The organism is Streptomyces sp. NPDC047049 (genome assembly GCF_040643995.1).
GTDB lineage: Bacteria > Actinomycetota > Actinomycetes > Streptomycetales > Streptomycetaceae > Streptomyces > Streptomyces mooreae.
Window position 1 is genome coordinate 303,012 of sequence record NZ_JBEYVM010000003.1, and the last position, 23,883, is coordinate 326,894.

24 protein-coding genes and 1 pseudogene are annotated in these 23,883 nt (G+C 71.0%); 21 read left to right on the forward strand and 4 right to left on the reverse strand.

Annotated elements, in window-relative coordinates; translation table 11 throughout:
- Window positions 1–137 precede the first annotated feature (137 nt).
- The 4 genes from ABZ851_RS09285 to ABZ851_RS09300 all read left to right on the forward strand — a co-directional run bounded on the left by ABZ851_RS09285 (window position 138) and on the right by ABZ851_RS09300 (window position 4,253).
- Window positions 138–1,277, forward strand: coding sequence for a sugar kinase (locus ABZ851_RS09285; RefSeq protein WP_361124922.1), 1,140 nt, complete (start codon window positions 138–140; stop codon window positions 1,275–1,277).
- A 76-nt stretch (window positions 1,278–1,353) separates the two neighbouring features.
- Window positions 1,354–2,106 carry an IclR family transcriptional regulator gene (locus ABZ851_RS09290; protein ID WP_361124309.1) on the forward strand — a complete coding sequence of 251 codons (753 nt, stop codon included), beginning with the start codon at window positions 1,354–1,356 and terminating at the stop codon, window positions 2,104–2,106.
- A gap of 45 nt (window positions 2,107–2,151) precedes the next feature.
- Window positions 2,152–2,562: a RidA family protein gene (locus tag ABZ851_RS09295; RefSeq protein ID WP_361124311.1), complete on the forward strand. Its 411-nt coding sequence runs from the start codon at window positions 2,152–2,154 to the stop codon at window positions 2,560–2,562.
- A gap of 179 nt (window positions 2,563–2,741) precedes the next feature.
- Window positions 2,742–4,253, forward strand: a complete 1,512-nt coding sequence (locus tag ABZ851_RS09300; protein ID WP_361124313.1) for a gluconate:H+ symporter — start codon at window positions 2,742–2,744, stop codon at window positions 4,251–4,253.
- Window positions 4,254–4,323: 70 nt separating this feature from the next.
- On the opposite strand, the gene ABZ851_RS09305 is transcribed toward ABZ851_RS09300, so the two are convergent.
- Window positions 4,324–4,812 (reverse strand): ATP-binding protein, encoded by a 489-nt coding sequence (locus ABZ851_RS09305; protein WP_361124315.1) that lies wholly within the window; start codon window positions 4,810–4,812, stop codon window positions 4,324–4,326.
- Between the two features lie 268 nt (window positions 4,813–5,080).
- Here ABZ851_RS09305 and ABZ851_RS09310 point away from each other — a divergent pair, with 268 nt between their 5' ends.
- Together ABZ851_RS09310 and ABZ851_RS09315 are read left to right on the forward strand one after the other, a co-directional pair.
- The gene (locus tag ABZ851_RS09310; RefSeq protein ID WP_361124317.1) at window positions 5,081–5,929 is read left to right on the forward strand and encodes a DUF5753 domain-containing protein; all 849 of its coding nucleotides are present in this window, start codon (window positions 5,081–5,083) and stop codon (window positions 5,927–5,929) included.
- Between the two features lie 10 nt (window positions 5,930–5,939).
- A complete protein-coding gene (locus ABZ851_RS09315; RefSeq protein WP_361124319.1) occupies window positions 5,940–6,131 on the forward strand; it encodes a hypothetical protein in 192 nt (63 codons plus the stop codon).
- 96 nt (window positions 6,132–6,227) lie between these two features.
- On the opposite strand, the pseudogene ABZ851_RS09320 reads toward ABZ851_RS09315, so the two are convergent.
- Window positions 6,228–7,577, reverse strand: a pseudogene (locus ABZ851_RS09320) (M14 family metallopeptidase); the annotation flags it as partial.
- Between the two features lie 246 nt (window positions 7,578–7,823).
- Between ABZ851_RS09320 and ABZ851_RS09325 the strand changes: the two are divergent.
- From ABZ851_RS09325 to ABZ851_RS09385, 13 genes are all read left to right on the forward strand, one after another.
- Window positions 7,824–8,744, forward strand: a complete 921-nt coding sequence (locus ABZ851_RS09325) for a serine protease (RefSeq protein ID WP_361124321.1) — start codon at window positions 7,824–7,826, stop codon at window positions 8,742–8,744.
- 293 nt (window positions 8,745–9,037) lie between these two features.
- Window positions 9,038–10,759 (forward strand): hypothetical protein, encoded by a 1,722-nt coding sequence (locus ABZ851_RS09330; protein ID WP_361124323.1) that lies wholly within the window; start codon window positions 9,038–9,040, stop codon window positions 10,757–10,759.
- Between the two features lie 213 nt (window positions 10,760–10,972).
- Window positions 10,973–11,698 (forward strand): Flp pilus assembly protein CpaB, encoded by a 726-nt coding sequence (cpaB, locus tag ABZ851_RS09335; RefSeq protein WP_176956406.1) that lies wholly within the window; start codon window positions 10,973–10,975, stop codon window positions 11,696–11,698.
- 13 nt (window positions 11,699–11,711) lie between these two features.
- Window positions 11,712–13,181, forward strand: coding sequence for an AAA family ATPase (locus ABZ851_RS09340; RefSeq protein ID WP_361124326.1), 1,470 nt, complete (start codon window positions 11,712–11,714; stop codon window positions 13,179–13,181).
- 3 nt (window positions 13,182–13,184) lie between these two features.
- Complete coding sequence (locus tag ABZ851_RS09345) at window positions 13,185–13,568, forward strand: TadE/TadG family type IV pilus assembly protein (protein WP_361124328.1); 384 nt, start codon at window positions 13,185–13,187, stop codon at window positions 13,566–13,568.
- On the forward strand, window positions 13,565–14,152 hold the full coding sequence (locus tag ABZ851_RS09350; RefSeq protein ID WP_361124330.1) for a TadE/TadG family type IV pilus assembly protein: 588 nt from the start codon (window positions 13,565–13,567) through the stop codon (window positions 14,150–14,152). The genes ABZ851_RS09345 and ABZ851_RS09350 overlap by 4 nt, the downstream gene beginning before the upstream one ends.
- The gene (locus ABZ851_RS09355; protein WP_361124332.1) at window positions 14,149–15,489 is read left to right on the forward strand and encodes a CpaF family protein; all 1,341 of its coding nucleotides are present in this window, start codon (window positions 14,149–14,151) and stop codon (window positions 15,487–15,489) included. The genes ABZ851_RS09350 and ABZ851_RS09355 overlap by 4 nt, the downstream gene beginning before the upstream one ends.
- Window positions 15,486–16,433, forward strand: coding sequence for a type II secretion system F family protein (locus tag ABZ851_RS09360; protein WP_361124334.1), 948 nt, complete (start codon window positions 15,486–15,488; stop codon window positions 16,431–16,433). Before ABZ851_RS09355 ends, ABZ851_RS09360 begins: the two co-directional genes overlap by 4 nt.
- 153 nt (window positions 16,434–16,586) lie before the next feature.
- Window positions 16,587–17,480 carry a DUF5936 domain-containing protein gene (locus ABZ851_RS09365; protein WP_129294416.1) on the forward strand — a complete coding sequence of 298 codons (894 nt, stop codon included), beginning with the start codon at window positions 16,587–16,589 and terminating at the stop codon, window positions 17,478–17,480.
- A 638-nt stretch (window positions 17,481–18,118) separates the two neighbouring features.
- Complete coding sequence (locus ABZ851_RS09370) at window positions 18,119–18,283, forward strand: membrane protein (protein WP_018089307.1); 165 nt, start codon at window positions 18,119–18,121, stop codon at window positions 18,281–18,283.
- 29 nt (window positions 18,284–18,312) lie between these two features.
- On the forward strand, window positions 18,313–19,056 hold the full coding sequence (locus ABZ851_RS09375) for a pilus assembly protein TadG-related protein (RefSeq protein ID WP_361124337.1): 744 nt from the start codon (window positions 18,313–18,315) through the stop codon (window positions 19,054–19,056).
- Window positions 19,057–19,144: 88 nt separating this feature from the next.
- Window positions 19,145–19,729 (forward strand): hypothetical protein, encoded by a 585-nt coding sequence (locus ABZ851_RS09380; RefSeq protein WP_361124339.1) that lies wholly within the window; start codon window positions 19,145–19,147, stop codon window positions 19,727–19,729.
- An 85-nt stretch (window positions 19,730–19,814) separates the two neighbouring features.
- The gene (locus ABZ851_RS09385; protein WP_361124924.1) at window positions 19,815–20,450 is read left to right on the forward strand and encodes an OmpA family protein; all 636 of its coding nucleotides are present in this window, start codon (window positions 19,815–19,817) and stop codon (window positions 20,448–20,450) included.
- A 46-nt stretch (window positions 20,451–20,496) separates the two neighbouring features.
- Here the strand turns inward: ABZ851_RS09385 and ABZ851_RS09390 are convergent, their stop codons facing one another.
- Window positions 20,497–20,850: a DUF192 domain-containing protein gene (locus ABZ851_RS09390; protein ID WP_361124341.1), complete on the reverse strand. Its 354-nt coding sequence runs from the start codon at window positions 20,848–20,850 to the stop codon at window positions 20,497–20,499.
- Window positions 20,851–20,956: 106 nt separating this feature from the next.
- Here ABZ851_RS09390 and ABZ851_RS09395 point away from each other — a divergent pair, with 106 nt between their 5' ends.
- On the forward strand, window positions 20,957–21,694 hold the full coding sequence (locus ABZ851_RS09395) for an A24 family peptidase (protein WP_361124343.1): 738 nt from the start codon (window positions 20,957–20,959) through the stop codon (window positions 21,692–21,694).
- Between the two features lie 231 nt (window positions 21,695–21,925).
- Here ABZ851_RS09395 and mgrA read toward each other — a convergent pair whose 3' ends face one another.
- Entirely contained in the window at window positions 21,926–22,957 is a 1,032-nt protein-coding gene (gene mgrA, locus ABZ851_RS09400) for an L-glyceraldehyde 3-phosphate reductase (RefSeq protein ID WP_361124345.1), read from the reverse strand.
- A gap of 140 nt (window positions 22,958–23,097) precedes the next feature.
- On the opposite strand from mgrA, the gene ABZ851_RS09405 reads away from it, so the two are divergent.
- Window positions 23,098–23,877 (forward strand): isoprenyl transferase, encoded by a 780-nt coding sequence (locus ABZ851_RS09405; protein WP_088799697.1) that lies wholly within the window; start codon window positions 23,098–23,100, stop codon window positions 23,875–23,877.
- Window positions 23,878–23,883: the final 6 nt, after the last annotated feature.

Consider the following 23,883-nt stretch of genomic DNA (forward strand, 5'->3'; position numbering starts at 1 on the left):
GCGCGCCACCCGGTCCGGACAGGCACCACAGCGAAGGAGCGGAACCGGTCGTGACCACGTCCTCGAACGCCGGCGGCATCCCCGCCCGGGACGGCGCACCCGCCCCGGACGTCGACGTCGTCTGTCTCGGCGAGTCCATGGTCACCTTCCTGCCGCGGCTGCCCGGCCGGCTCGCCGACGTGCCCACCTTCGACCGCGCCATCGGCGGTGCCGAATCCAACGTCGCCTGCACCCTCGCCCGCACCGGCCACTCCGCACGCTGGATCTCCCGGGTCGGCGCCGACGGCTTCGGCGACCACCTGCTTGCCGCCATCGCCGACTGCGGCGTCGACGTCACCCACGTCCGACGCGACCCGCTGCGCCCCACCGGCATCTACTTCCGCACCGCGGGCGACCGCGCAACCGACACCCATGAGGTCGCCTACTACCGCGCCGGTTCCGCCGCCTCCGCCATGACGGCCGCGCACCTGGACCGGGACGCCGTGCACTCCGGCCGGATCCTGCACCTGTCCGGCATCACGGCGGCGCTGTCCGCGGACTGCTTCGGCCTGATGCGCGAGCTGACCGCGCGCCGCCCGGGGCGGCCGCTGCTCTCGTTCGACGTCAACTACCGGCCGGGGCTGTGGCGTGAGCCGTCGCAGGCACAAGCGCTGCTCGAACTGGCGCGGGGTGCCGACCTGGTCTTCGTCGGCGACGACGAGGCCCGGGACGCATGGGGCCTGCACGGGGCACGGGCCATCGGCGAGGCACTGCCGGAACCGGACCTCCTGGTCGTCAAGCAGGGCAAGCGCGGGGCCACCGTCTTCCAGCGCACCCCTGAAACGGGCGCGCGCCGCGGTGACGCCACCGGCATGGTGACGGGCGAGCGCCGCGGTGACCCCACCGGTATCGCGACCAGCGTGCGCCGCGCCGCCGTCACCCGCACCGCCACCTTCGTCCCCTCCCTGAACGTCGACCTCGTGGCGGCCACCGGTGCCGGAGACGCCTTCGCCGCCGGATTCCTCTCCGCCACCCTCCGCGCCCTTCCGGTCCGCACCCGCATCCGTCACGGCCACCTGTGGGCCGCCGCCGCCCTCACGGTCCCCGGCGATCTCGCGACCCCGCCCGGCCGCGCGCACGCTGACCGCCTGGCGGACCTCGACGACGCGGCCTGGGAGAGACTGCACCTCGGCCCCGGCTGGACCGAAGCCGCGGCATCCGGCCGCAGGGCCGACGCTTCCGGCGGCAGGGCCGACGCATCCGGCCGCACGGCCGACGAGGAGGTACGGACACCGTGAACGAGCGACGCGAGAGCGCCGTCGACGCGAGGCACACCCCCGGCGACGGCAGGGACGGACGAAGCGAGGCACGCACATGAGCCAGACCGTCGACCGCGCGCTGAGCATCCTGCCGCTGCTCGCCGAGGGACCCGCCGACCTGGGGCAGGTCGCCGACCGGCTCGGCGTCCACAAGTCCACGGCTCTCCGGCTCCTGCGCACCCTCCACGAACACGGCCTCGTCTACCGCCAGTCCGACCAGCGCTACCGCCTCGGCGCCCGGCTCTTCGCCCTTGCCCAGCAGGCCGCCGAAAACCTCGACGTACGCGAAATCGCCCACCCCCACCTCGTCGAACTCAACGAGAGATGCGGGCACACCGTCCACCTCGCGGTCCATGAGGAGAACGAGGTCCTCTACATCGACAAGGTGGAGAGCCGCTATCCGGTCCGGATGTACTCCCGGATCGGCAAACCCGTCGCGATCACCGTCGCCGCGGTCGCCAAGCTGCTCCTCGCCGACCTGCCCGGACCCGAGCGCCGCGTCCTCGCGGAAAAGCTCGACTACCCCCTCTACACGTCCCGTTCGACCCCGAACGCCACGGCCTTCCTGGCCGAACTGGCCAAGGTCGGCGAACAGGGCTGGGCCACCGACCTCGGTGGCCACGAGGAGTCCATCAACTGCGTCGCGGCCCCCATCCGCGGTGCGGACGGACGCCTGGTCGCCGCCATGTCGGTCTCCGCGCCGAATGTCGTCGTCACCGCCGAAGAACTCCTCACACTGCTCCCGCTGGTACGCCGCACCGCCGACGCCATCAGCCGGGAGTACTCCGGAACCGCCATTCCCCAGTAACCACCGGTGCGTAACCACTGGGCCCGTACAGGAAGCCTGAACACCATGACCGAGAAGACCGCGCTCACCCCGGCCACCCACACCACTCCGCCCGCGAAGTTCTCCCACGGCGTCAAGAAGGGCAACTTCCTCCAGGTCGCGGGCCAGGTCGGCTTCCTCCCCGCCGTCGCGGGCCAGGCCCCCACCCCGGCCGGCCCCACCCTGCGCGAGCAGACGCTGCAGACCCTCGCCAACGTCCGGGCCGTCCTCGAAGAGGGCGGCGCGAGCTGGGACGACGCGATGATGATCCGCGTTTACCTCACCGACGTGGACCACTTCGCCGAGATGAACGAGATCTACAACGCCTACTTCGAGGAGCAGGGCCTCAAGGAGGCCCCCGCGGCCCGTACGACCGTCTACGTCGGCCTGCCCAAGGGCCTGCTCATCGAGATCGACGCCCTCGCCGTCCTGAGCTGAGGCCGAAGAACCCTTGCCCCGCCTGCCGTTAGCACCACCGCACGCGCACCGTTCGCCGCACGGCACGGCGCCCCGCACCGGCGGGGCGCCGTGCCGCGGTCCCCCCTGCCTGGAGATGCCTTCCAGGGGACGTCCCGGACTGGCCGGGATGCGCCCCTGCCTGACAACGGAGTCACCCCATGTTCCTCGCCGCCACGCCCGCCGCCCCGCCACCACCCCACACCGGTGGTCTGATCGCCCTGATACCGGGCACCGCGGGGCTTCTGACGGTCGCCGCCCTGGGCATCGCCCTGCTCCTCGTCCTGATCATCAAGGTCCGGCTGCAGCCGTTCGTCGCGCTGCTCACGGTCTCCATCGCGGTGGGCCTGGCCGCCGGGCTCTCCGTCACCGAACTCTTCGGCACGGTCCAGAAATCCGATGCCGTCTCGATGATCGAGACCGGTATGGGCGGCATCCTCGGGCACGTCGCCATCATCATCGGCCTGGGCACCATGCTCGGCGCGATCCTCGAAGTCTCCGGCGGCGCCGAGGCGCTGAGCTCCCGGCTGCTCCGCCTCTTCGGCGAGCAGCGCGAACCGCTCGCCATGGGCCTGACCGGCCTGATCTTCGGCATCCCGGTCTTCTTCGACGTCGGCATCTTCGTCCTCGCGCCGATCGTCTACGCGGCGGCGAAGCGCCCCCAAGCACCCGACAAGCTTGGTGCAGGGGGGACCCCCACCGGCAAGTCGATCCTCCTCTACTGCATGCCGCTCCTCGCGGGCCTGTCCATGACCCACGCCTTCCTGCCGCCGCACCCCGGCCCGGTCGCCGCCGCCGGCCTCTTCAAGGTCGACCTCGGCTGGATCATCCTCATGGGCATCCTCTGCGGCATCCCGGCAGTGCTCGCCGCCTGGGGCTACGCGGCCTGGATCGGCAAGCGGCTGTTCGTCCCCGTCCCGCAGGAGATGGTCGAGGCGGCGGACGAAGCCAAGGCCGCGGTCACCGCGGAGAAGACCGCGGCCGGCGTCCGGCCCGACGAGGCACCGGTCCCCCTGGCCACCGTCCTCGCCATCATCGGCACCCCGCTGCTCCTCATCCTGCTGGCGACCTTCTCCTCCATCGCCCTGGCCCCCTCGGCCGGCCGCTCGGTGATCGAGTTCTTCGGCCACCCCTTCGTCGCCCTGACCCTCGCCCTGCTGATGTCGTACTACCTGCTGGGCATCCGCCGAGGCTGGTCCCGCAGGTCCCTGGAGACGGTCTCCACCGCCTCGCTCAAGCCGGTCGGCAACATCATCCTGGTCGTCGGCGCCGGCGGCATCTTCGGCGCGGTCCTCAAGGGCAGCGGTGTCGCCACCGCCCTCTCCGACACCTTCCACCACGTCGGCCTCCCCGTCATCGTCCTCGCCTACCTCCTTTCCCTGGTCCTCCGCGTCGCCCAGGGCTCCGCCACGGTCGCCATCGTCACCACGGCCGGCATCGTCGTCCCCCTCGTCGAGGGCCAGGGCATGTCCCAGGCCCATCTGGCGCTGATCATCATGGCGATCTCGGCGGGGTCGATCTTCGCTTCGCATGTGAATGACGGCGGGTTCTGGATGGTCAGTAAGTACTTCGGGATCACGGAACGCGACACGCTCAAGTCCTGGACGGTGCTGGAGTCCGTGCTCTCGGTCGCCGGGTTCGTGGTGGCGGCACTGGTGAGCCTGGCGGTGTAGGCGCGGGTCGCGACATCCCCTCTCCTTTACGCGCAGGGGGCACCCGGCATCCTCGGCGTCCCCCTGCACGTCACGCCGCGCACCCGTACGCCCGTGCCCCTTCGCGCGGCAGCACGGCCCACAACCGCGTCCCGTCGCCGGGCTCGGACGACTCCCCGAACCCCCACTCACCGTCACAGGCGTGCATCACACAGGCCAGCAGCAAGAGCAGAGACCGCCGCCTGCCGTCACAGGCCGCCGCGAGACGACGGTGGGTATGGCGCGGGTGCCCGTCGTAGAGGCAGATGCGCAGCGCGTCATCGCGATAGCGCAGCGACAGATAGACGCTGTCGGACGGCGTGAACAGGCATGCACAGGCGGCGAGTTCACCGATCACCTGGGTCGCGGCGTCGGTCACGTCATGTAGTCCGTGTGCCTCCAGGATCGTCCGGGCGGCGGACCGCGCGACGGCCGGACTGGCGAGCGCAGCGGGAAGAGTGAGGCCGTAGGCCAGGTTCTCCGGCACGCGGGGTGTGCGGATGTCGAGGGGGTGCGGGCAGACGGACATGGCTGTGGGCATAACAACTCCCTTGTGAACACAGGTGGTTGATGTGCATCAGCCGGTGGCCTGTCTCCCTGGCGCGGGCCCGCCCCTCCCAGGGCAGGAGGAAATGCGGGCAGGCTCGCGCGATGCGCTTCCGACTGCGTGGAGCGTGAGCGTTGCGTTACTGACTGTAGGGCAGGCGGGGTTAAATTTGCCACCCTGTCGGGAGTTTTCTGACCTTTGGTAGTGCGTGTCTTTGGCCAGGCGGCAGACTTCTCAGTACCCCGAAGTCGGAAGGAACTTCATGGCGCAGAGGACAACGCCGACCGAACGCCAGCAGAGACTGGGTGTTGAACTCCGCAAACTGCGGACGGCAGCGGGTATGTCCGCCGAAGCTGCCGCAGGGCTGCTGGGTATCGACCGGAGCAGGCTGTCCAACATGGAGGCAGGCCTGCGCCCCATCAGCCCGGAGCGGCTTCGCACTCTGGCGTGCAATTGCGACTGCCGCGATGAGGCATACATCGATGCCCTGGTGGCCATGGCTCAGTCAAACCGGGGCTGGTGGGAGAAGTACCGGGGCAGCCTCCCCGTCGGACTGCTGGACATCGCCGAGTTCGAGTGGCACGCCGTACGCATGCGTACGGCACACACGGTGCACATTCCGGGCCTGCTGCAAACCAGCGATCACGCCCGCACGATCTTTCGCGTCGGCGTTCCTCCCATGCCGGAACACGAGATTGCGCTGCGAGTTGCCCACCGGATGGAACGCCAGCAAGTGCTGGATGGAGATGACCCGTGCGGATACGTCGGCATCATCCATGAGGCTGCCCTGCGGATGCAGTTCGGGGGCCGGGCGATCGTCCTCGCCCAGTTGAAGCACCTCCTCGCCATGTCCGAGCGCGACAACGTGACCTTGCGCGTCATCCCCTTCGAAGCCGGCGAGTTTCCAGGTGCTGGGCAGACCGTGATCTACGCGGAAGGTGCGGTGCCGCAACTGGATGCCGTGCAGGTCGACAGCACTCATGGGCCGGAGTTCGTCCACCTGGAGGCTCAGTTGAACCGATACCGGTCCCAGATGGACGGTATGGAACGGGTTAGCCTCTCCCCCGAACGTTCCCGCGACTTCATCCAGGTGGTCGCGCGTCAACTCTGAGGGGCACACCATGGCCGAAATCCGCTGGGAAGAGCCGTTCTGCGCCGAGGGTTCAGCGTGCTTCCGTTTCGGCACCGACGAAGACGGCAACGCCTACATCGCCGTAGCGGGTGCCGAGGACGCCTACGTCACCGACACCCGTGAAGCTCTCCGCACGCTCATCCGCGAGATAAAGGCCGGCAAGGCCGACCACCTGCTCTGACGCCTTGTAGGGGAACGAAGGAGGGGCGCCCGGGGCCGGTGGGAGACCGGGCCGGGCGCCCTTTGGCGTGTCTCGGCGGGGGGGGCACTTCGCCTTGCAGTACTGCCCTTCCTTGCCGATCGCCCGGTAAGGACAGTCGGCGAGCTCCAGCAGCCGGAGGACCGCCTCCCGGTTCCGTGACGTCTCCTTCGGGATCACCGAGTCCTTCGGGTAGAAGCCGCCGCCCAGGAAGGACGACGGGTACATCTCGAAGGTGTACGCGAACACCTTCTGGTCGCCCCACAGCCAGTCGTCGATCGAGCCGTCGGTGATGTACAGGTCGCTGGACTGTTCGGGGGTGTAGCCGTTGGTGGCGGCCATGTTCTTGCCGATGGTGGCGAAGGTGTCGTGTTCGTCCTGGGTCATGCCGGGGCCGGTGTCGTCGTTGGTGAAGCCGAAAGGCCACAGGACCAGTTCGCTGTAGGTGTGGAAGTCGATGGCGGCCTTGATCTGCTGCTTTCCGCCGACGATCCGGCTGTGGACGAATTTCGAGATGACCTGGACCTCGGGTGCGGAGGCGGGGGACTTGCCGCGGTAGGTCTCGGAGGAGGGGCTGGAGGAAGAGCCGCCGCAGCAGCCCCACTTGAAGTCCCAGTTGCGGTTGAGGTCGGTACCGACGTTGCTGGAACCGGTGTTGGGCTGGCGGTTCTTGCGCCAGCTGCGGAACGAGCCGGAGGCGATGTCGTAGGCGCCGCCGTCCGGGTTGAGGTCCGGGATGATCCAGATCTCGCGGGAGTCGAGCATCTTGGTGATGCGGGGATCGGCCCCGTACTTCGAGGTGAACTCGTTCAGGAGGTAGAGGGCCATCTCTACGGTGAGGTGTTCCCTGGCGTGCTGGTGGGCGGTGAAGAGGACTTCGGGCTCCGCCTCGTCCTTGGTGACGTTCTTGCTGACCTTGAGGGCGAGGAGGGCGCGGCCCTCGTGGGAGGTGCCGATGACCTGCTTGCTCAGGATGGCCGGGTACTTGGCGACGAGGGCGTCGATCTCCTTCGTGGCCTCGTCGTAGGTGTGGTACTTCGTGTAGCCGGCGGGGAAGTCCTTGACCCGGGTGCCGGCAGGGGGCGACGCGGACTTGGCGGCGGCCGGCGGGTCCGGCAACTGGCGGAGTGTGTAGCCGAGTTGGCGGGCGGCGCGGGCCTGTGCGCGGTCCGCCGTGATGACGACCTTCCCGGCGTGGACCTCGTCGATGGTGGCGCCGGTCGCGGTGAGGGCGGTGCGCTGGGCGGGGGTGGCGAGGCCCGTCACCTCGTACTGATGCGGGAGTTCGGTGCTGCTCGCCATGGATGTGGCGGCTGGCCGGGCCGAGGGGGCGTCCTGCGCCTGGGCGGCGGCGACCGGGGCGGCGAGGGCGAGGGAGAGGAGCGCGGTGAGGACGGTTCTGCGTCCGCCGCGGATACGTGGTCGCATGCGGTCTCCTGTGGGGTGTGAGCGAAGCGACGGCGTCAGTGTTGGCGCGTTGGCATGGGCGGGTCAAGGCGTCGCACGGTCAGATGTGGGGCCGTCGGTGGACGGGGAGTTTCGAGGGGAAACCGGCAACTGTCCATCGGTTCGGGCAAATTCATTGCCTCATGCCGCGGTGGCGCCAACAATGCGCACGACAAAGCCGAACGCACCTGAGGGCGCTTCGGTGACATAAGCGGAGAGGACCCCCACATGAACAGACCTCTCGTCGGCACCCTGGCCACGGCCGTGCTGGGAGCCGCAGCCCTGGCGGGCACCGTCGGAACGGCCCACGCCGCGCCGCAGTACGGAGCGCAGCACGTCAAGCAGCAGAACGCGGAGCAGCAGCAGGTCAAGCAGCAGGGTTCCCGGTCGGCCAAGACCAAGGCGGTGGACTTCGCCGGCACCGTCGCGCTGAGCAACTGCTCCGGCTCGGTCGTCCGGATGCCCACCTCGCAGCCGAACGACCCGGCCCTGGTGATGTCCAACGGCCACTGTCTGGAAAGCGGTATGCCCGGCGCCGGCGAGGTCATCGTCGACCAGCCGTCCAGCCGCAGCTTCACCTTGCTCAACAAGTCGGCCGGCCGGGCGGGCACGATCAGGGCCACCAAGGTCGTCTACGCCACGATGACGGACACCGACGTCACGCTCTACCAGACGTCCTCGACCTACGCGCAGATCGAGCAGAAGTACGGGATCAAGCCACTGGAGCTGGCCACCGACCACCCGGCCAAGGGGGCGGCGATCAGCGTCGTTTCCGGCTACTGGAAGAAGATCTACTCCTGCAACATCGACGGGTTCGTGCCCACCCTCAAGGAGGGCGAATGGACCTGGAAGGACTCGGTCCGCTACACCCCGCAGTGCAAGACGATCGGCGGCACGTCCGGGTCGCCGGTGATCGACACCGCCACCGGCAAGGTCGCGGCCATCAACAACACGGGCAATGAGGACGGCGAGAAGTGCACCGTCAACAACCCGTGCGAGGTGGACGAGAACGGCAATGTCACGGTGCACCAGGGCACCAACTACGCCGAGGAGACGTACGGGATACCGAAGTGCTTCGGCGCCGGCAACAAGCTGGACCTGAGCGCCGCCGGGTGCGCGCTGCCCAAGCCGGCGGCCATCCGTAGGTGATCTGACGAGAAGTGCGACGCCGGCTGCCAGGTCCCGTGCACGGGGTGCGCGGGGCCTGGCGCTGTATTGGGGAGGAGGGGGAGAGAGGGGGGAGGAAGGCGTTCCGCTGAGGGCCGCTGGGCCGGTATTCGCCATTTCACTTCGGGGTGACGGTCATGACGAGTAGCCCAGAACGTGTTCTCTGGGACGTATCTCTGTGGATAAAGTGCTGAGCGTATGGCGCCTCTGGCGCAGAGCTGTGCCGATCCGCGGTCCCGGGGCCTCCGGCGGCCGTCAGGGAGTGGGGGAGCGACGTGCCGACCGCGATTGCCGTCACCAGCCCGGACCTCGCGCTGCCCCCGACCGACCGGCAGACCCCGGCCGCCGTCGTCCTGCCGGCCCCACAACTCCAGTCGCTGGACGACGCCCTGACGGAGACCAGCGCCGTCCTGGAGCACCACGGCCACCTCATCGTGCTGTACTCCTCGGCCTGCCCGCCGGAGCACATCCGCCGGATGCACACCCTGCGCGCCGTCCTGGAGAGCGACCGGATCGCCATCGTGCCGCTGCCCCTGCCGCCGCTGGGCGTCGCCTTACTGGCCCGTCAGCTACGGCAGTTGTCGCTGTGCGACTTCAGCCCCGGCGTGCTGGCCGGCGCCGCGCGGCTGCTCGCCCATTACCTTCACACCGGCGCCCTGCTCGGCAGCGTCAGCGGCCTGGACCGCATCGAGGTCGACCTGCGGTCCCATGTGAAGTCCTGGCTGCCCGGCGCCCACTTCGCGGTGCTGGCGCATCCCGAGCCGCAGCTGCTTCACGTGGACCGGCACAGTACCGAGGCCGGGCTGCCCGCGCCCGGCTTCGTCACCCAGCTCACGGTGGCCCGCGGCCAGCTCACCTCGGACTGGGTGACGGGGACGCTCGCCCCGGCCTGGCGGGTGCAGGGGGTGTACGAGGCTCGGCTGCCCGCCGAGTCCGCCCGGTGGTGGGGGACCCAGAAGCTGATCGAATTCGCGGCGGCCATACCGGACGTGTCGGTCCTGCGTCAGCTCGTGGCCTCGGTTCGGCGCGAGGAGTGCGGCTGGTGCGGCCTGGAACTCCTCGGCGATCACTGTGCGTTCTGCGCCGCGCCGCTGGCACGGGAACGGGCGGCGGGGGGTGGCGGCCCGTGCCAGGGGCCGGCGGCCATAGGCGGCTCGGAACACCGGCCGGGAGGGGGGACGGCGGTCCCTGCGCAGGCCCTGACGGCGGCTTCCCCGGAGGCTTCGGGTTCGGCTTCGGTGTCGGGTGCGGCTTCGGTGTCGGATGCGGGTGCCGCCTCGGCTCCGGTGACGGATCCTGCGTCTGCTCCCGGCGCCTCATCGGCTTCGACCGGCGGGGCCTCTGCGGCTCCCTCGGACGCTTCGGCCGCTCCAGCCCCCGCTCCAGCCCCCGCTCCTGCGCCGGCCTCCCCGGGGCCGGGTGAGTCCGCCGCTCCCTCGGAACCGGCGGCCGGTCGGACTCTCCCGCCGTGGGACGAGCGCGGCCTCTCGCCGGTGACACCTCCCGGTGTGACCGGTGTGCTCGGTGCGCCGGGCGCGGCGGGGGTACGAAGCAGCGGCCGGCCCGGAGAGCCGGGTACGGGGCAGTGGGACGTCCGCGGGCCGGATCTCACGGCGGGCTCCTCTGACGGGTCAGGAAACCCGTACGCGTCAGGGAACCCGTACGGGTCCGGGCGCCCGGTGCCGGGCAACCCCTACGCGACCGACGGCGCCCAGGCCCCCGGCCCTCGTGCCCCCGGCCACTGGGACCTGCCAGGTCACCCCGATTTCACCGGCCACTTCGAACAGCACCACCCGCAGCACCCCGGCCACCCACAGCCCGGCCGCCCGCAGCCCCCCGGCCACGTGCAGCCCCCCGGCCACGTGCAGCCCCCCGGCCACGTGCAGCACTCAGGCCACGCGCAGCAACCCGGCGGCCCGGAGGGGCCCGGGTACCCGGACCCGTCCGGCCGGCCGGAGACCCCCGGTACCCCGCGAACGGTGGCCCGAGTGCGCTGAGCCCGCCGGGCCGCCCGTGCCCTACCGCCTCCGGCCGCCCGCGCCCTGCCGTCCGCTGCCGCCCCGTCAACCCCTCGACGGACCCCGTCAGCCCCTACGGCCGACGGACCGGCAGCCGCCGCCGGCCGCCCCGTCCGGCGCCGACCGCCCGCCACTTGCCCGCCCGTCCCCTCCCGTCCGTCCCCTCCCCGTCCCGATCGAGGTCCCTCCCCCATGAACTCTCGCCAGCGCCGCGGAGTGATCCTGCTGCTCCTGTCGGTTCTCTGTGCGGTCGGCGCGTTCGTCGGCGTGCTGTCGGTGATCCAGAACGTCGAGTCCAAGGTCGGTCCCGAAAAGACGGCGTACCGGCTGAAGACGGATGTCGCGGCCTATAAAGCGCTGGATCCTGGGCAGTTCGAGAAGGTGAAGATGCCCGAGCGGTGGCTGCCGCCCACCGCCGTGACCGATCTGGACCAGGTCAGCGGCCGGATCGCGGTGACGCCGCTGAAGAAGGGGTCGCTGCTGCAGGACGACATGATCGTCGAGCGGCCCGCGCTGAAGGCCGGACAGCAGGAGATCGCCATCATGATCGACGCGGCCACCGGGGTGGCGGGCAAGATCAACCCCGGTGCCCGGGTGAACATCTACGCCACCTTCGAGGGCAAGCGCCCCGAGGACAAGCCGGTCTCCAAGGTCATCGTCTCCGGTGCCCAGGTGATCGACGTCGGCAAGCTGACGCCGCTGGAGGCCAAGGACCCCGGCGACACCACCTCCACCACCACGGGGCGGCAGGCCGGTGACGCCGTCCCGATCACCTTCGCGCTGAACACCCAGGACGCCCAACGGGTCGCGTACGCCGAGTCCTTCGCCTCGCACGTACGGCTCGCCCTGCTCGCCCCCGGCAGCGAGGCCACCGTCCCGCCGGGCCAGCGCACCTACACCCTCGACGGCGACAAGTGACCCGGAGGCTCAGGTGACCATCCGTATCCTCCCGGCAATCGGCGACCCGGACGCGGCGCGTGCGGTGTCCTCGCTGCTCAACCAGCTGCCGGACGCCGAGCCCGCACCCGCCGTCGCCGACTCCGCCGCGCTGCTCCACGCGCTGGCCGGCGCTGCCGCCCAGGGGGCCGGCGGGTCGCTCGCCGGTGCCCCGCCCGAGGCCGGTCCGCCGTCCGGAGTCGAAGCGCTTCCCGAGGTCGTGCTCGTCCATGAGCGGATCGGCCCGACGCCGGCGCTGGAGCTGATCCGCGAGGTGGCGCTGCGCTTCCCCGCCGTCGGCGTCGTACTGATCACCACGGATGCCGGGCCCGCGCTGTTCTCCGCGGCGATGGACGCCGGTGCCCGCGGCATCGTCGGACTGCCCCTCGGCTACGACGAGTTGGCCGCCCGGGTGCAGGCCGCCGCCCAGTGGTCGGCGGGGGTACGGGTGCACCTGGGGGGCAGCCCCGAGGCGGCACCGGGGCCGGCCGGCACCCTGGTGACCGTGACCGGCGCCAAGGGCGGGGTCGGCACCACCGTCACCGCCGTGCAGCTGGCGCTGGCCGCGCGGGCCGCCGGCCGGAGCGTCGCGCTGGTGGACCTGGATCTGCAGTCCGGCGATGTGGCCTCCTACCTGGACGTCCAGTTCCGCCGCTCGATCGTCGATCTGGCGGGCATCGCGGACATCTCCGTACGGGTGCTCCAGGACGCGGTGCACGACCACCACACCGGCCTGGGGCTGCTGCTGGCGCCCGAGGAGGGGGAGCGCGGCGAGGAGGTCGACGACCGGGCGGCCCGCCAGATCATCGGTGCGCTGCGCTCCCGCTACGAAGTGGTGCTGGTCGACTGCGGCTCCCAGATGCAGTCCGCCAACGCGGCGGCCGTCGAACTCGCCGATGTGGCCCTGCTGGTGACCACCCCGGACGTGGTGGCCGTACGGGCCGCCAAGCGGCAGGTGCGGCTGTGGGACCGGCTGCAGATCCGGCAGGCGGAGGACACTACGACCGTGGTCAACCGCCTCACCCGTAACACCGAGATCCAGCCGCCGCTGGTCGCCAAGGCCACCGGCACCCAGGTCGCCAGGACCCATGTGCCGGCCGCCTTCAAGGAGCTGCAGCCCTGTGTCGACGCGGGCCGGATGCAGGACCTCGACGGGCGGTCGACGGTCCGGCAGGCGCTGTGGGCGCTGGCGGGCGAGCTCGGCCTGGTCGAGTCACCGGCCGTGCGGCGGGAGGGCCGGGGCAGCCACCGGGCGCGCCCGACGCTGACGGGGCGCCGGCGCAAGGCCATAACGCCGGGGGCGGCTCCCGGTTCCGGGACGGGTCAGGGTCCGGCACCCGGACCGGCCTCCGGGTCGGGGTCAGGGGCGGGGTCCGGTATCCGCTTCGGCGCGCGGCGGGGCTCCGCGGCGGCGGCCGGCGGCTCGGGTCCGTTCGATCCGGCCGGTCCCTACGAGGAGGGCTGAGCGGTGCGGCGCCCACTGGGCGGCAACGACCGGGGCCAGGTCGCCGTGGAGTTCCTGGGGATGCTCCCGCTGATCCTGCTGGTCCTCGCGCTGCTGTGGCAGCTGGTGCTGGTCGGCTACGCGTTCTCGCTCGCCGCGCACTCCGCCGACCGGGGCGCGCGGGCCGGTACGGCGACGGAAGGCGGCGGCGCCGGCGCGTGCCAGGCCGCCGCCGAGCACGAACTGCCCGGTTCCTGGCGGGGTGGTGCCGGCATCTCCTGCCGCCCCGAAGCGGGCGTGTGGAAGGCGAGGGTCCAGATCAGGGTCCCGGTGCTCTTCCCCGGCGCGGGCAGCTTCCCGTGGTCGGCGAAGGGCTCGGCCGGCGCCGCGAAGGAGGACCCCCGATGAGCGCCGTACGTCCGCCCGTCCGGCTCCGGCAGCCTGCCCGGCTCGGTCTCCCGGCCCCGCTCCCCCTGCCCGCCCGGCACCGGAAGCCCGCCCGGCTCCCGCTGCGCACCCGGCTCCCGCTGCGCACCCGGCTCCGCCCGCCCGCCCGGCTCCGCGGCCACGGCCGCGACCGGGGCACGGTGTCCATCGAATTCCTCGGCTTCCTGCCGATCCTGCTGGTCATCGGGCTGGCCGTGGTCCAGCTCGGCCTCGCCGCCTTCGCCGTCCAGCAGGCCGGTACGGGAGCGCGCGCCGCGGCCCGTACCGCCTCGATGGACGAAGCCGACCACCCGCCCGCCCCGGAGGCCGCCGGCCGGGCCGCGATGAGCGACTGGGTCAAGGCCGGCATCACCGTGGGCGGCGACGGCGGCGGTTCGGTCCGTGCGACGGTGCAGGTCACCATCCCCTCGATCATCCCCGGCGTGGACGACTTCGGCACCGCCTCCCGCAGTGCCACCATGCCCCGCCCGCGGGAACCCGGCGCCCTGGGACTCGCGCCCGCCGTGGTCACCGTGGACACATACGAAGGAGCACCCCCGCGATGAGCCTGAAAGCCCGGATCGTCGCACCCGAACCGGCCGGTGAGGCGCGCCAGGACAGCAATTTGGTCGCCGTCTACCGCGCCAAACTCCTGGAGGAGATCGACCTCGCCGAGATGTCCTCGCTGGCCGCGGCCGAGCGCCGCGGACGGCTGGAACGCGTGCTGGGCCACATCATCAGCCGTGAGGGCCCGGTGCTCTCCACCGCCGAACGCGCCCAGCTCATCCGCCGGGTGGTGGACGAGGCGCTGGGCCTCGGGGTCCTGGAGCCGCTGCTCGAGGACGCCTCGATCACCGAGATCATGGTCAACGGCCCCGACCAGGTGTACGTCGAGCGGGCCGGCCGGGTCGAGCTGCTGCCCGTCCGCTTCGCCTCGCACGAGCAGCTGATGCAGACCATCGAGCGGATCGTCTCCACCGTCAACCGCCGGGTCGACGAGTCCAATCCGATGGTCGACGCCCGGCTGCCGTCCGGCGAACGCGTCAACGTCATCATCCCGCCGCTCGCCCTGAACGGCGCCACCCTCACCATCCGCCGCTTCCCGCGCGCCTACACCCTCGCCGAACTCATCGGCATGGGCACGCTCGACGAGCAGATGCTGATGCTGCTGGCGGGGCTGGTGCGGGCCAAGTTCAACGTGGTGGTCTCCGGTGCCACCGGCGCCGGCAAGACCACCCTCCTCAACGCCCTCTCCGGACTGATCCCGGACGGCGAGCGGATCATCACCGTCGAGGACGCCGCCGAACTCCAGCTCCAGCAGAGCCACGTCATCCGGCTGGAGTCCCGGCCGCCCAACGTGGAGGGCAAGGGCCGCATCACCATCCGCGACCTGGTCCGCAACTCCCTGCGGATGCGCCCCGACCGGATCATCGTCGGTGAGGTGCGCGGTGGTGAAACCCTCGACATGCTCCAGGCGATGTCCACCGGCCACGACGGTTCGCTCGCCACCGTCCACGCCAACAGCGCCGAGGACGCCCTGATGCGGCTGCAGACCCTGGCCTCCATGTCGGATGTCAAGATCCCCTTCGAGGCACTGCGGGACCAGATCAACAGCGCCGTCGACTGCATCGTCCAGCTCACCCGGCACGCCGACGGCTCCCGCCGGATCAGCGAGGTCGCCCTCCTCGACTCGCGCGGCCACGAGGACTACCGCATCGCGACGGTCTGCCGCTTCGACGCCGAGCCGATGGGCGCGGACCGCATCGTGCACGGGCACTTCCGCTACTTCCCGCTGCCGCGGCGGGTCGCCGAACGCCTCTTCATGGCGAGCGAGCCCACCCCGCCCGCCTTCGGCGTCGCCACCGATGACGCTCAACTCGCCACCCGGAAGGCCCTCTCATGACCGGCGGGAACCCCCTCGTCCTGCTCGCCCTCGGGGCCGCCCTGCTGTGCGGGGTGCTCGCGATCGCCGGCGTACGGACCTATGCCGCGGGGCACGCCCAGCGGCAGGCCGTCGTCGACCGGCTCGACGACGAGCGCGGGCTGCCGGTCGACGGACGCCGGCGCCGCTTCCCTTCCGTCGACCGTGCGCTGCGCGGCACCCGCTTCGGGCGTCGCCTCGAACTGCGGCTGGCCGCCACCGGCCTGGACGTCACTCCCGGCGAATTCTTCGTCTACATGCTCGGCGCGGTGCTCGCGCTGTGGCTGGTCGCGCAGGCCGCCCTTGCCCCGTTCTTCGGCCCGATCGCCGCGCTGGTCGCCGTCTGGGCGGCGTTCGCCTTCCTCAACTGGCAGCGCCAGAAGCGCATCGAGAAGTTCATCAACCAGCTGCCCGAGCTCTCCCGGATCCTGGCCAACGCCACCCAGGCCGGGCTGGCGTTGCGGACGGCGCTGGGCATGGCGGCCGAGGAGCTGGAGGCGCCGGCCGGTGAGGAGCTGGCCAAGGTCTCCGACAAGCTCTCCGTCGGCCACTCCATCGACGAGGCGCTGGGCGAGCTGGCCGAACGCCTCCCCTCCCGCGAACTCGTCGTCCTGGTGACCACGCTGGTGCTCTCCAACCGCGCCGGCGGCACCGTCGTCGGCTCGCTGCGCAACCTCACCACGACCCTGGAGGAGCGCAAGGAGACCCGCCGCGAGGTCCGCACCCAGCTCTCCCAGGTCGTCGTCACCGCCTATGTCGTCCCGTTGCTCGGCATCGGCACCCTGCTGCTGATGAACCGGATCGCCCCGGGTGCCATCGACCGGATGACCTCCTCCTTCCTCGGCCAGCTCGCGGTCGTGGCGGCCTTCGTCCTCTACGGGCTCGGGTTCTTCTTCATCCGCCGGCTGTCCAAGATCGACGTCTAGCCACCGACCGACACCGAACCGACCGACACCGAACCGACAGACACCGAACCGACAGACACGGGCCTCGAAACCGGCACCGGCCTCGAAACCGGCACCGAAACCGGCACCGGCCTCGAAACCGGACTCGGTCCCGGAATCCGCAGGGGAACAGGAATGGGAATCGGAATTCTGCTGGCCGCGGCCTTCGCCCTCTCGGTCGTCGGCATCTGCTGCGGTATCGCGCTCTACCGCCGGGAGGCCCGGCTGCCGCCCGACCTGGCGCTGTCCCTGGAGGTCGGCGCGACCCGCACCACGGTGGTCGGTTCGGCCGTGGACCGCACCGGCATGCGCTACGCGCCGCTGGTGCTGCGGCTGATGGGCGACAAGCGCACCGCCCGGGTCCGCCGGCGGATCGACCTGGCCGGCAACCCCGGCGGGCTGACCGTCGACCGGTACGCCGCCCGGCGTGCCGTCTACGGGGCCCTCGGCTTCTTCGGCGCGCTGGTGATGTTCCTGCGCGGCCAGCCGCTGCTCGGCGTCCTGATGGTGCTCTTCGGTCTCTTCTGGACCGAGGTCGGCATCTGGGCCGCGATCCGCCAGCGCAGGGACACCATCGAACGCACCCTTCCGGACTTTCTGGACGTGCTGGCGGTCGTGGTCAGCGCCGGATTGAGCTTCCGTCAGGCGCTGGACCGGGTCGCCGAGAAGTACGAGGGGCCATGGGCCGATGAACTGCGCATCACGCTGCGGCAGATGGATATGGGCGTCAGCCGCCGCGCGGCCTTCGAGGAGCTACGCAAACGCAACGACTCCGAACAGGTCGCCCAGTTCGTCACCGCCCTCCAGCAGGGCGAGGAGCTCGGCTCGCCGATCGTCGAGACGCTGATCCAGATCGCCAACGACATGCGCCGCACCGACGCCCAGAACGCCCGGCGCCGCGCCGCCCGCGCGGTCCCCAAGGCCACCATGGTCGTCACCACGTTTATGGTTCCGGCCACGATGATCCTGCTCATCGCCGGGTTCTTCCTGGGCTCGGGGACCAGCTTCGGCTCGCTGATGGGGGAGTGAATCGTGCCACAGCTCCCGGGCTCGGCCCGGCCCGAGGCCACCGGGCGGCGCCGGTCCGGACTCGGCTCGCCCACGCCGGCTCACCACCGCGCGGCCCCCTCCGCCCTGCGTCACGTCCCCCGTGCCGGCACCGGCCACGACGGTCATGACATCGGTCCGTCCTTGCGGATGCACATCTTCGGACGGGCGGCCCCCGGCCCGGTCGCCGTACTGGCCGCCCGGTGGGCCGCTGCTCCGCCCGCCGTCGGCCGCGGCGGCCCGCATCCGGCCGGATGGGTGCCCTTCACCGTCCGCTTCTCGTCAACTCCTTCGCACGAGCAACGAGTTGTGTCACAGTGGGTGGGCGGACGATTTCGTTCGCGCTACGGCGCGGAGGGGTCGCCCGGTTCACATGGGCAGGGGAACGGGGCATGGTGCCGGAGGGGGAGCGGGGGTGGGTGAGGTGCGACTGAGTGGCCGAAATGCGCCGTTGTGCCCGTCATCTGTGATCCCAAATGAGGATTGGGCACGGATTCCCTGTTCCGGGCACGCTGTTCCGGCGTACTTTTCTCGTGTCGCGAGCGCGGTCGGCCGCGCCGGCACCACGGGGACTGACCAGCCGGACCAGAGCGGTACGGCCGCCCATGGAGGGGAAGACGATGGCGAAGCGTATTTTGGGGAACGACCGGGGACAGACCTCGATCGAGTACCTCGGCATCATCGCGGTGGTCGTGGCGATCGTCCTGGTCCTGTCGACCACGGACTTCGGCAGCCAGATCGCGAACGCCATCGCCAACAAGATCTCCGACGTCGTCGGCATTTAGGCCCAGCCGCCACTGCCACCGCCACCGTCGTGCCGGCCACCATCCCGTGCCGCCGGCGCGACGCCGGGCAGGCCTTCCCGCTCTACATCGTTGCGGTCGCCGGCCTGCTCTTTCTCGCGCTCGCTTTCTTCGCCGTCGGGCAGGCCGCGGCCACCCGCAACGGTGCCCAGACCGCTGCCGACGCGGCCGCGCTCGCCGCCGGCCAGCAGTACCGCGATCTGCTGACCAAGACCCTCCTCGACGGCCTCCACGACGGGAGCTACGAGAGCAACCGGGCCGTGTGGAAAGACCTGCTGAACGGGCGCGGCGTCCCGTCCGGCGCGGCCTGCGAGCGCGCGGGCTGGTTCGCCGGGCGCAACGGCGCCGACCTCTCCGGTTCCGGGGGCCGCGGCTGCATTTCGGACTCCTGGCCCACCTCCTTCGCCGTCGCGGTCAAAACCCGGAAACCGGTGGGCAATTCCGTCATCCCGATGACCAAAAGCGCCCACGGGAAGGCCGAGGCGAAGTCCGTCGTCGAGCCCCGCTGCACCCTCGCTCCCCCTACGGACGGCACGGGCGCCACGGGAGGCACGGGTGGAGCCGACGGCCGGAGCGACGAGGGAGACAAGGGCGGCAAGGACGGCAAGGGCGACAAGGGCGACAAGGACAAGGACGCCCCCGAGGCCGCGCCCCTGGAGATCACCTGCGACGGAAAGCGCTGGACGCTCGACCCCGACAACCTCCGGCATCTCCCTGACGCCTCCGACCTCTTCTCCGTACGCCTCGCCCATTGACCGGCCAACCCCGTACCCCGATACGCACCGCGACCCGCACCCCGGCACCTCCGAGACGACCAGACGACGATCAAAGGAATCGCATCCCATGAGCATTCGGCGCACCGCGAAGGCCGCCAGAGGAGCGGTCGCCATGGCGAGCGCTGTCGGCCTGGCTCTCGTCGTGGCCGGCTGTGGTGGTGGCGACGGCGGTACCAAGGGGACGGACGGCGACAAGCCCCCGGCCCGCAGCACCGCCCCCAAGGACAGCGGCCCCGGCAGCCCGGCGGCCGACTCCGACAAGGTGATCGGTGAGATGAAGGGGCCGGACGGCGTGGTGGTCACCCTGCACTCCGTCGTCCGTGACTCCGGCGGCTTCGTCACCGTCAACGGCACGGTGTCCAATCACGGCAACCGCGCCTTCAACGCGATCGACTGGCGTTCCAACGAGACCGAGCTGCGGTCCCGTTCCTCCATCTCCGGGGCCACCCTCGTCGACAAGGCGGGCAAGAAACGGTATCTGGTGCTGCGGGACACCAATGGTGAATGCTTGTGCACGACCGGCCTCAGCGGTCTGATGCCGGGAAACAGCCGCCCGGTCTTCGCGCAGTTCCCGGCGCCGCCGGCCAAGGTGACCCAGGTCGACTTCCAACTGCCGACCATGCCCCCCGCCAGCGTGCAGATCACGGACTGAGCGGGCACCGATGACCGCGACTCCGACGCCCGCTCACCAGATGACCGCGATCCCGACACCTGCGACCCGGATGACCGCGACTCCGATGCCCGCGACCCGGACGCCCCGAGGACGCCGCCCGCACCGAGCGCCCCGTGCGGCCGTCACTGCCGCCGTCGCCCTGCTGCTGACCGCGGCGCTGACGGTCCCCGCCGCCCACGCCGATCCGCCGGGCCTGACCGAGGACTCCAGCCCCCCGGTCCGCATCGACCCCAACGACCCCGATCTGCGCATGGTCCAGGGCGCCAAGCTCGCCCCGTCCAAGGTCCTCAACATCAAGTCCATCGTCGAGACCGACGACGGCTCCGAGCGCCGCCAGGACACCAATGACAACGTGACCTTCTCGCTCCAGGCAGAGGTCCTGTTCGACAAGGACAGCGCCAAGCTGTCGTCGGACGCGCTGTCGCGGATCGGCAGCATCGCGGCGGAGATCAAGAAGCAGAACGCCACCCGCCTGCGGGTCTTCGGCTTCACCGACAACCTCGGCTCGGCGAGCCACGGCCTGGTCCTGTCCAAGCAGCGGGCCAACGCCGTCCAGCAGGAACTGGCCAAGGACCTCGGCTCGTCCGTCAGCTTCCAGATCCGCGGCTACGGCGAGCAGTACCCGATCGCCGACAACGCCACCGAGGCAGGCCGCAAGAAGAACCGCCGGGTCGAGGTCAGCTTCCCGCGCGCCTCGTGAGCGGCGCCGCAGCAGGCGTCATCGGGAGCAGAGCCGGCCGCCTCCGTCAGCGGACGGGCTCGACACCGAGCCGGAGGCCGGGGCGCAGGCCCCAGCGCGCCATGGCGCCGGCCTCCGCCTCCAGGACGTGCCGGGCGCGGAGGCGGGGGAGTCCCAGCCTGCCCGGACGCATAGTGCGGACGGCCAGCACGGTGAAGTCCCGGCTCAGGTAGGCGACATCGATCGAGAACCGCATCCGGAAGGTGTGCACACTGCTCGCCGGGGTGAGCAGCAGCGCCCCCTCGATGCCGTCGCGGCCCAGCAATCCGCGGCTGCGGGCGCGCCAGGACGCCGCGATCTCCACCGGAATGACGTCCTCCGCGCCGTACAGGACCCCCGGGCCGTTCTCCCCACGCACCATGCACAGCGTTCTATCAGCTCCCGCCTGCCGGGCCCTGCCGCTCCCGCACGCCGGATCCTTCCGCCATCCGCCCCTGCTGCGAAGCCGGACACCCTAAGGTCGGCACGTGCCAGTGATGCTGATGGTTCTCGCCGCCGCCTACGGGGCCGCGGCCGGGGTACTCCTGCCACGGCCCGCCCACCGGATGGCCGTTGAGCCCGAGGAGGAGTGGTGCGCGGTCTGTCCCCGGGGGCATGCGATCACGGGGGTGGCGCGGGGCTGGCTGGGGCGGGGGCACTGTCCGCGGTGCGGGGCGTACGGGCCGGGGGCGTGGCCGATGGCGGCGGTTACCGCACTGGCCTGTGCGGCCCTGGCGGCGGCCACCGGGCCGCGGCCGGAACTCGTCGCCTGGCTGGCGATGACGCCGGTCGCGGTGCTGCTGGTGGCCGTCGACTGGCGGGTCCGGCGCCTCCCGGACGTGCTGACGCTGCCGCTCGCCGTGATGGCGGCGGTGCTGCTGGGGCTCGGCGGCTGGTTCACCGACGAGGGCGGGGCGTGGCGGCGGGCGCTGCTGGGCGGACTCGTCCTGGGCGCGTGCTACCTCCTGCTCTACGCCGTCAACCCGCGGGGCATCGGGCTGGGCGACGTCAAGCTGGCGGTCGGGCTGGGGATCGCCCTGGGGTGGTACGGCTGGCGCACCCTTGTCCACGGCGGGGCGGCCGGTGTGCTGCTCGGTGCGCTCTACGGGGCGGGGCTGCTGATCGTCCGGCGCGGTGCGCGGGGAGCGGCCATGCCCCTGGGGCCCTTCATGATCCTCGGGGCGTTCGGCGTGCTGCTGCTGGGCGCCGCCGCGGCGCCCGCCTGACGGGACGGGCCGAAGACGACGGGCCGGGGACCGAGCCACGCCGCCGCGCGCGCCGGTGCACGAAGCATCCCTCTCGCGGGGTTATGGTGGAAACCCCCCCTCGGGCCGGTCCGTATCCCCCCCACGGACCGGCCCGCTTTTTTGTTCCGGGCACCGGCCGGTCCCCGCGCGGGCGACGCAGCAAGCCCGGGTAAGCCCGGCCTCCGGGCCGGCGCCCCCGCAGGACCGCCGCTACCGCCGCGCCCAGATGTTCACGCCGTCCGTCGTCTTCGCGAACTCGTCGATCTCGGCCAGCTCGGCATCCGTGATCTCGGGGGCGTCGAGGGCGGCGATATTGGCCTCCAGCTGAGCGACGCTGCTGGCGCCGATCAGGGCGGAGGTCATCCGGTCGTCGCGCAGCACCCACCGCAGCGCCAGCTGGGCCAGCGACTGGCCGCGCCGGGCCGCGATGTCGTTGAGGCCGCGGAGGCGGCGGACGACCTCGTCGGACAGCAGGCCCGGGTCCAGGGACTTGCCCTGCGAGGCCCGCGAGCCCTCGGGGATGCCGTGCAGGTACTTGTCCGTGAGCATGCCCTGCGCAAGTGGCGCAAAAGAGATGCAGCCCATGCCCTCGGCTTCGAGGGTGTCCAGCAGCAGATCGTCCTCGGTCCAGCGGTTGATCATGGAGTAAGAGGGCTGGTGGATCAGCGCGCGGACACCCATGTCCCGCAGGATTCCGGCCGCTTCACGGGTCTGCTCGGCGTTGTAGGAGGAAACCCCCACATACAGGGCCTTGCCCTGCTGGACGGCGGACGCCAGCGCGCCCATCGTCTCCTCCAGCGGGGTGTCCGGATCGAAGCGGTGCGAGTAGAAGATATCGACGTAATCGACGCCCATCCGCTTCAGTGAGGCATCCAGCGACGAGAGGAGATATTTCCGCGAACCCCATTCACCGTAGGGGCCCGGGTGCATCAGATATCCGGCCTTCGTCGACAGAATCATCTCGTCGCGGTAGCCGCGGAAGTCCTGCGCGAAGATCTTCCCGAAGTTCAGCTCGGCGGACCCGGGTGGCGGACCGTAGTTGTTGGCCAGATCGAAGTGGGTCACGCCCAGATCGAAGGCACGGCGCAGGATGGCCCGCTGGGAGCTCAGGGTGCGGTCATCCCCGAAGTTGTGCCACAGTCCAAGGGAGATAGCGGGGAGTTTGAGTCCGCTGTGACCCGTTCTCCGGTACTTCATCGAGTCGTAGCGGGAATCCGCTGCGCGGTAGTCGGTGCCAGTCATGCTCATCTCCCTATCACGTACCTGTGACCTACCTGATTGGGCTGTCGAGACAGCCGAGAAGTAAAGTTGCCCACTTGAGGCGACGGGGCGACCGCCATTGGCACGGAGGGGCTGGACCACACATGCTGCGATCTTCCGGGATGCGCATCCCTTATCCGCCTGCATTGCGCAATCTGGTCTACCGGCTGTACGCGCGCAGGGTGGAGGGTCGCCTGGATCACACCCAGGTGCCCAAGCACATCGGCGTCATCCTGGACGGCAACCGGCGCTGGGCGCGGGCCGACGGGCGGACGACCGAGCAGGGTCACCAGGCCGGCGCGGCCAAGATCAGCGAGCTGCTGGGCTGGTGCGAGGAGACCGATGTCGAGGTGGTCACGCTGTGGCTGCTGTCGACGGACAACCTCGACCGGCCCGAGGAGGAGCTGAAGCCGCTGCTCGGCATCATCGAGAACACCGTCCGCGATCTGGCGGCCGACGGCCGCTGGCGGGTGCACCACGTCGGTAACCGCGACCTGCTGCCGGCCGCCACCCAGCAGGTGCTCAAGGAGTCCGAGCAGGCCACCCGCGACAACCGCGGCGTCCTGGTGAACGTCGCGGTCGGCTACGGCGGCCGGCAGGAGATCGCCGATGCGGTGCGCTCGCTGCTCCTGGACCACGCCGAGCGCGGCACCTCCTTCGAGGAGCTGGCGGAGATCGTCGACATCGACCTGATCTCCGAGCACCTGTACACCCGCGGCCAGCCCGATCCGGATCTGGTGATCCGTACGAGCGGTGAGCAGCGGCTGTCGGGCTTCATGCTGTGGCAGAGCGCCCATTCGGAGTACTACTTCTGCGAAGTTTTCTGGCCCGCGTTCCGGAAGGTCGACTTCCTGCGCGCCCTGCGCGACTACGCCGCCCGGCACCGGCGGTACGGCTTCTAGGAGGCG

Bases quoted from the DNA above. Each gene is read 5' to 3' on its own strand.
- ABZ851_RS09370 (WP_018089307.1), top strand. From the start codon at position 18,119: ATGGCGAAGCGTATTTTGGGGAACGACCGGGGACAGACCTCGATCGAG.
- ABZ851_RS09310 (WP_361124317.1), top strand. From the start codon at position 5,081: ATGGCGCAGAGGACAACGCCGACCGAACGCCAGCAGAGACTGGGTGTT.
- ABZ851_RS09285 (WP_361124922.1), top strand. From the start codon at position 138: ATGGTCACCTTCCTGCCGCGGCTGCCCGGCCGGCTCGCCGACGTGCCC.
- ABZ851_RS09305 (WP_361124315.1), bottom strand. From the start codon at position 4,812: ATGCCCACAGCCATGTCCGTCTGCCCGCACCCCCTCGACATCCGCACA.
- ABZ851_RS09295 (WP_361124311.1), top strand. From the start codon at position 2,152: ATGACCGAGAAGACCGCGCTCACCCCGGCCACCCACACCACTCCGCCC.
- ABZ851_RS09390 (WP_361124341.1), bottom strand. From the start codon at position 20,850: ATGGTGCGTGGGGAGAACGGCCCGGGGGTCCTGTACGGCGCGGAGGAC.
- ABZ851_RS09300 (WP_361124313.1), top strand. From the start codon at position 2,742: ATGTTCCTCGCCGCCACGCCCGCCGCCCCGCCACCACCCCACACCGGT.
- ABZ851_RS09355 (WP_361124332.1), top strand. From the start codon at position 14,149: ATGAGCCTGAAAGCCCGGATCGTCGCACCCGAACCGGCCGGTGAGGCG.
- ABZ851_RS09380 (WP_361124339.1), top strand. From the start codon at position 19,145: ATGAGCATTCGGCGCACCGCGAAGGCCGCCAGAGGAGCGGTCGCCATG.
- cpaB (WP_176956406.1), top strand. From the start codon at position 10,973: ATGAACTCTCGCCAGCGCCGCGGAGTGATCCTGCTGCTCCTGTCGGTT.
- ABZ851_RS09350 (WP_361124330.1), top strand. From the start codon at position 13,565: ATGAGCGCCGTACGTCCGCCCGTCCGGCTCCGGCAGCCTGCCCGGCTC.
- mgrA (WP_361124345.1), bottom strand. From the start codon at position 22,957: ATGACTGGCACCGACTACCGCGCAGCGGATTCCCGCTACGACTCGATG.
- ABZ851_RS09315 (WP_361124319.1), top strand. From the start codon at position 5,940: ATGGCCGAAATCCGCTGGGAAGAGCCGTTCTGCGCCGAGGGTTCAGCG.
- ABZ851_RS09290 (WP_361124309.1), top strand. From the start codon at position 1,354: ATGAGCCAGACCGTCGACCGCGCGCTGAGCATCCTGCCGCTGCTCGCC.
- ABZ851_RS09325 (WP_361124321.1), top strand. From the start codon at position 7,824: ATGAACAGACCTCTCGTCGGCACCCTGGCCACGGCCGTGCTGGGAGCC.
- ABZ851_RS09385 (WP_361124924.1), top strand. From the start codon at position 19,815: ATGCCCGCGACCCGGACGCCCCGAGGACGCCGCCCGCACCGAGCGCCC.
- ABZ851_RS09360 (WP_361124334.1), top strand. From the start codon at position 15,486: ATGACCGGCGGGAACCCCCTCGTCCTGCTCGCCCTCGGGGCCGCCCTG.
- ABZ851_RS09405 (WP_088799697.1), top strand. From the start codon at position 23,098: ATGCGCATCCCTTATCCGCCTGCATTGCGCAATCTGGTCTACCGGCTG.
- ABZ851_RS09365 (WP_129294416.1), top strand. From the start codon at position 16,587: ATGGGAATCGGAATTCTGCTGGCCGCGGCCTTCGCCCTCTCGGTCGTC.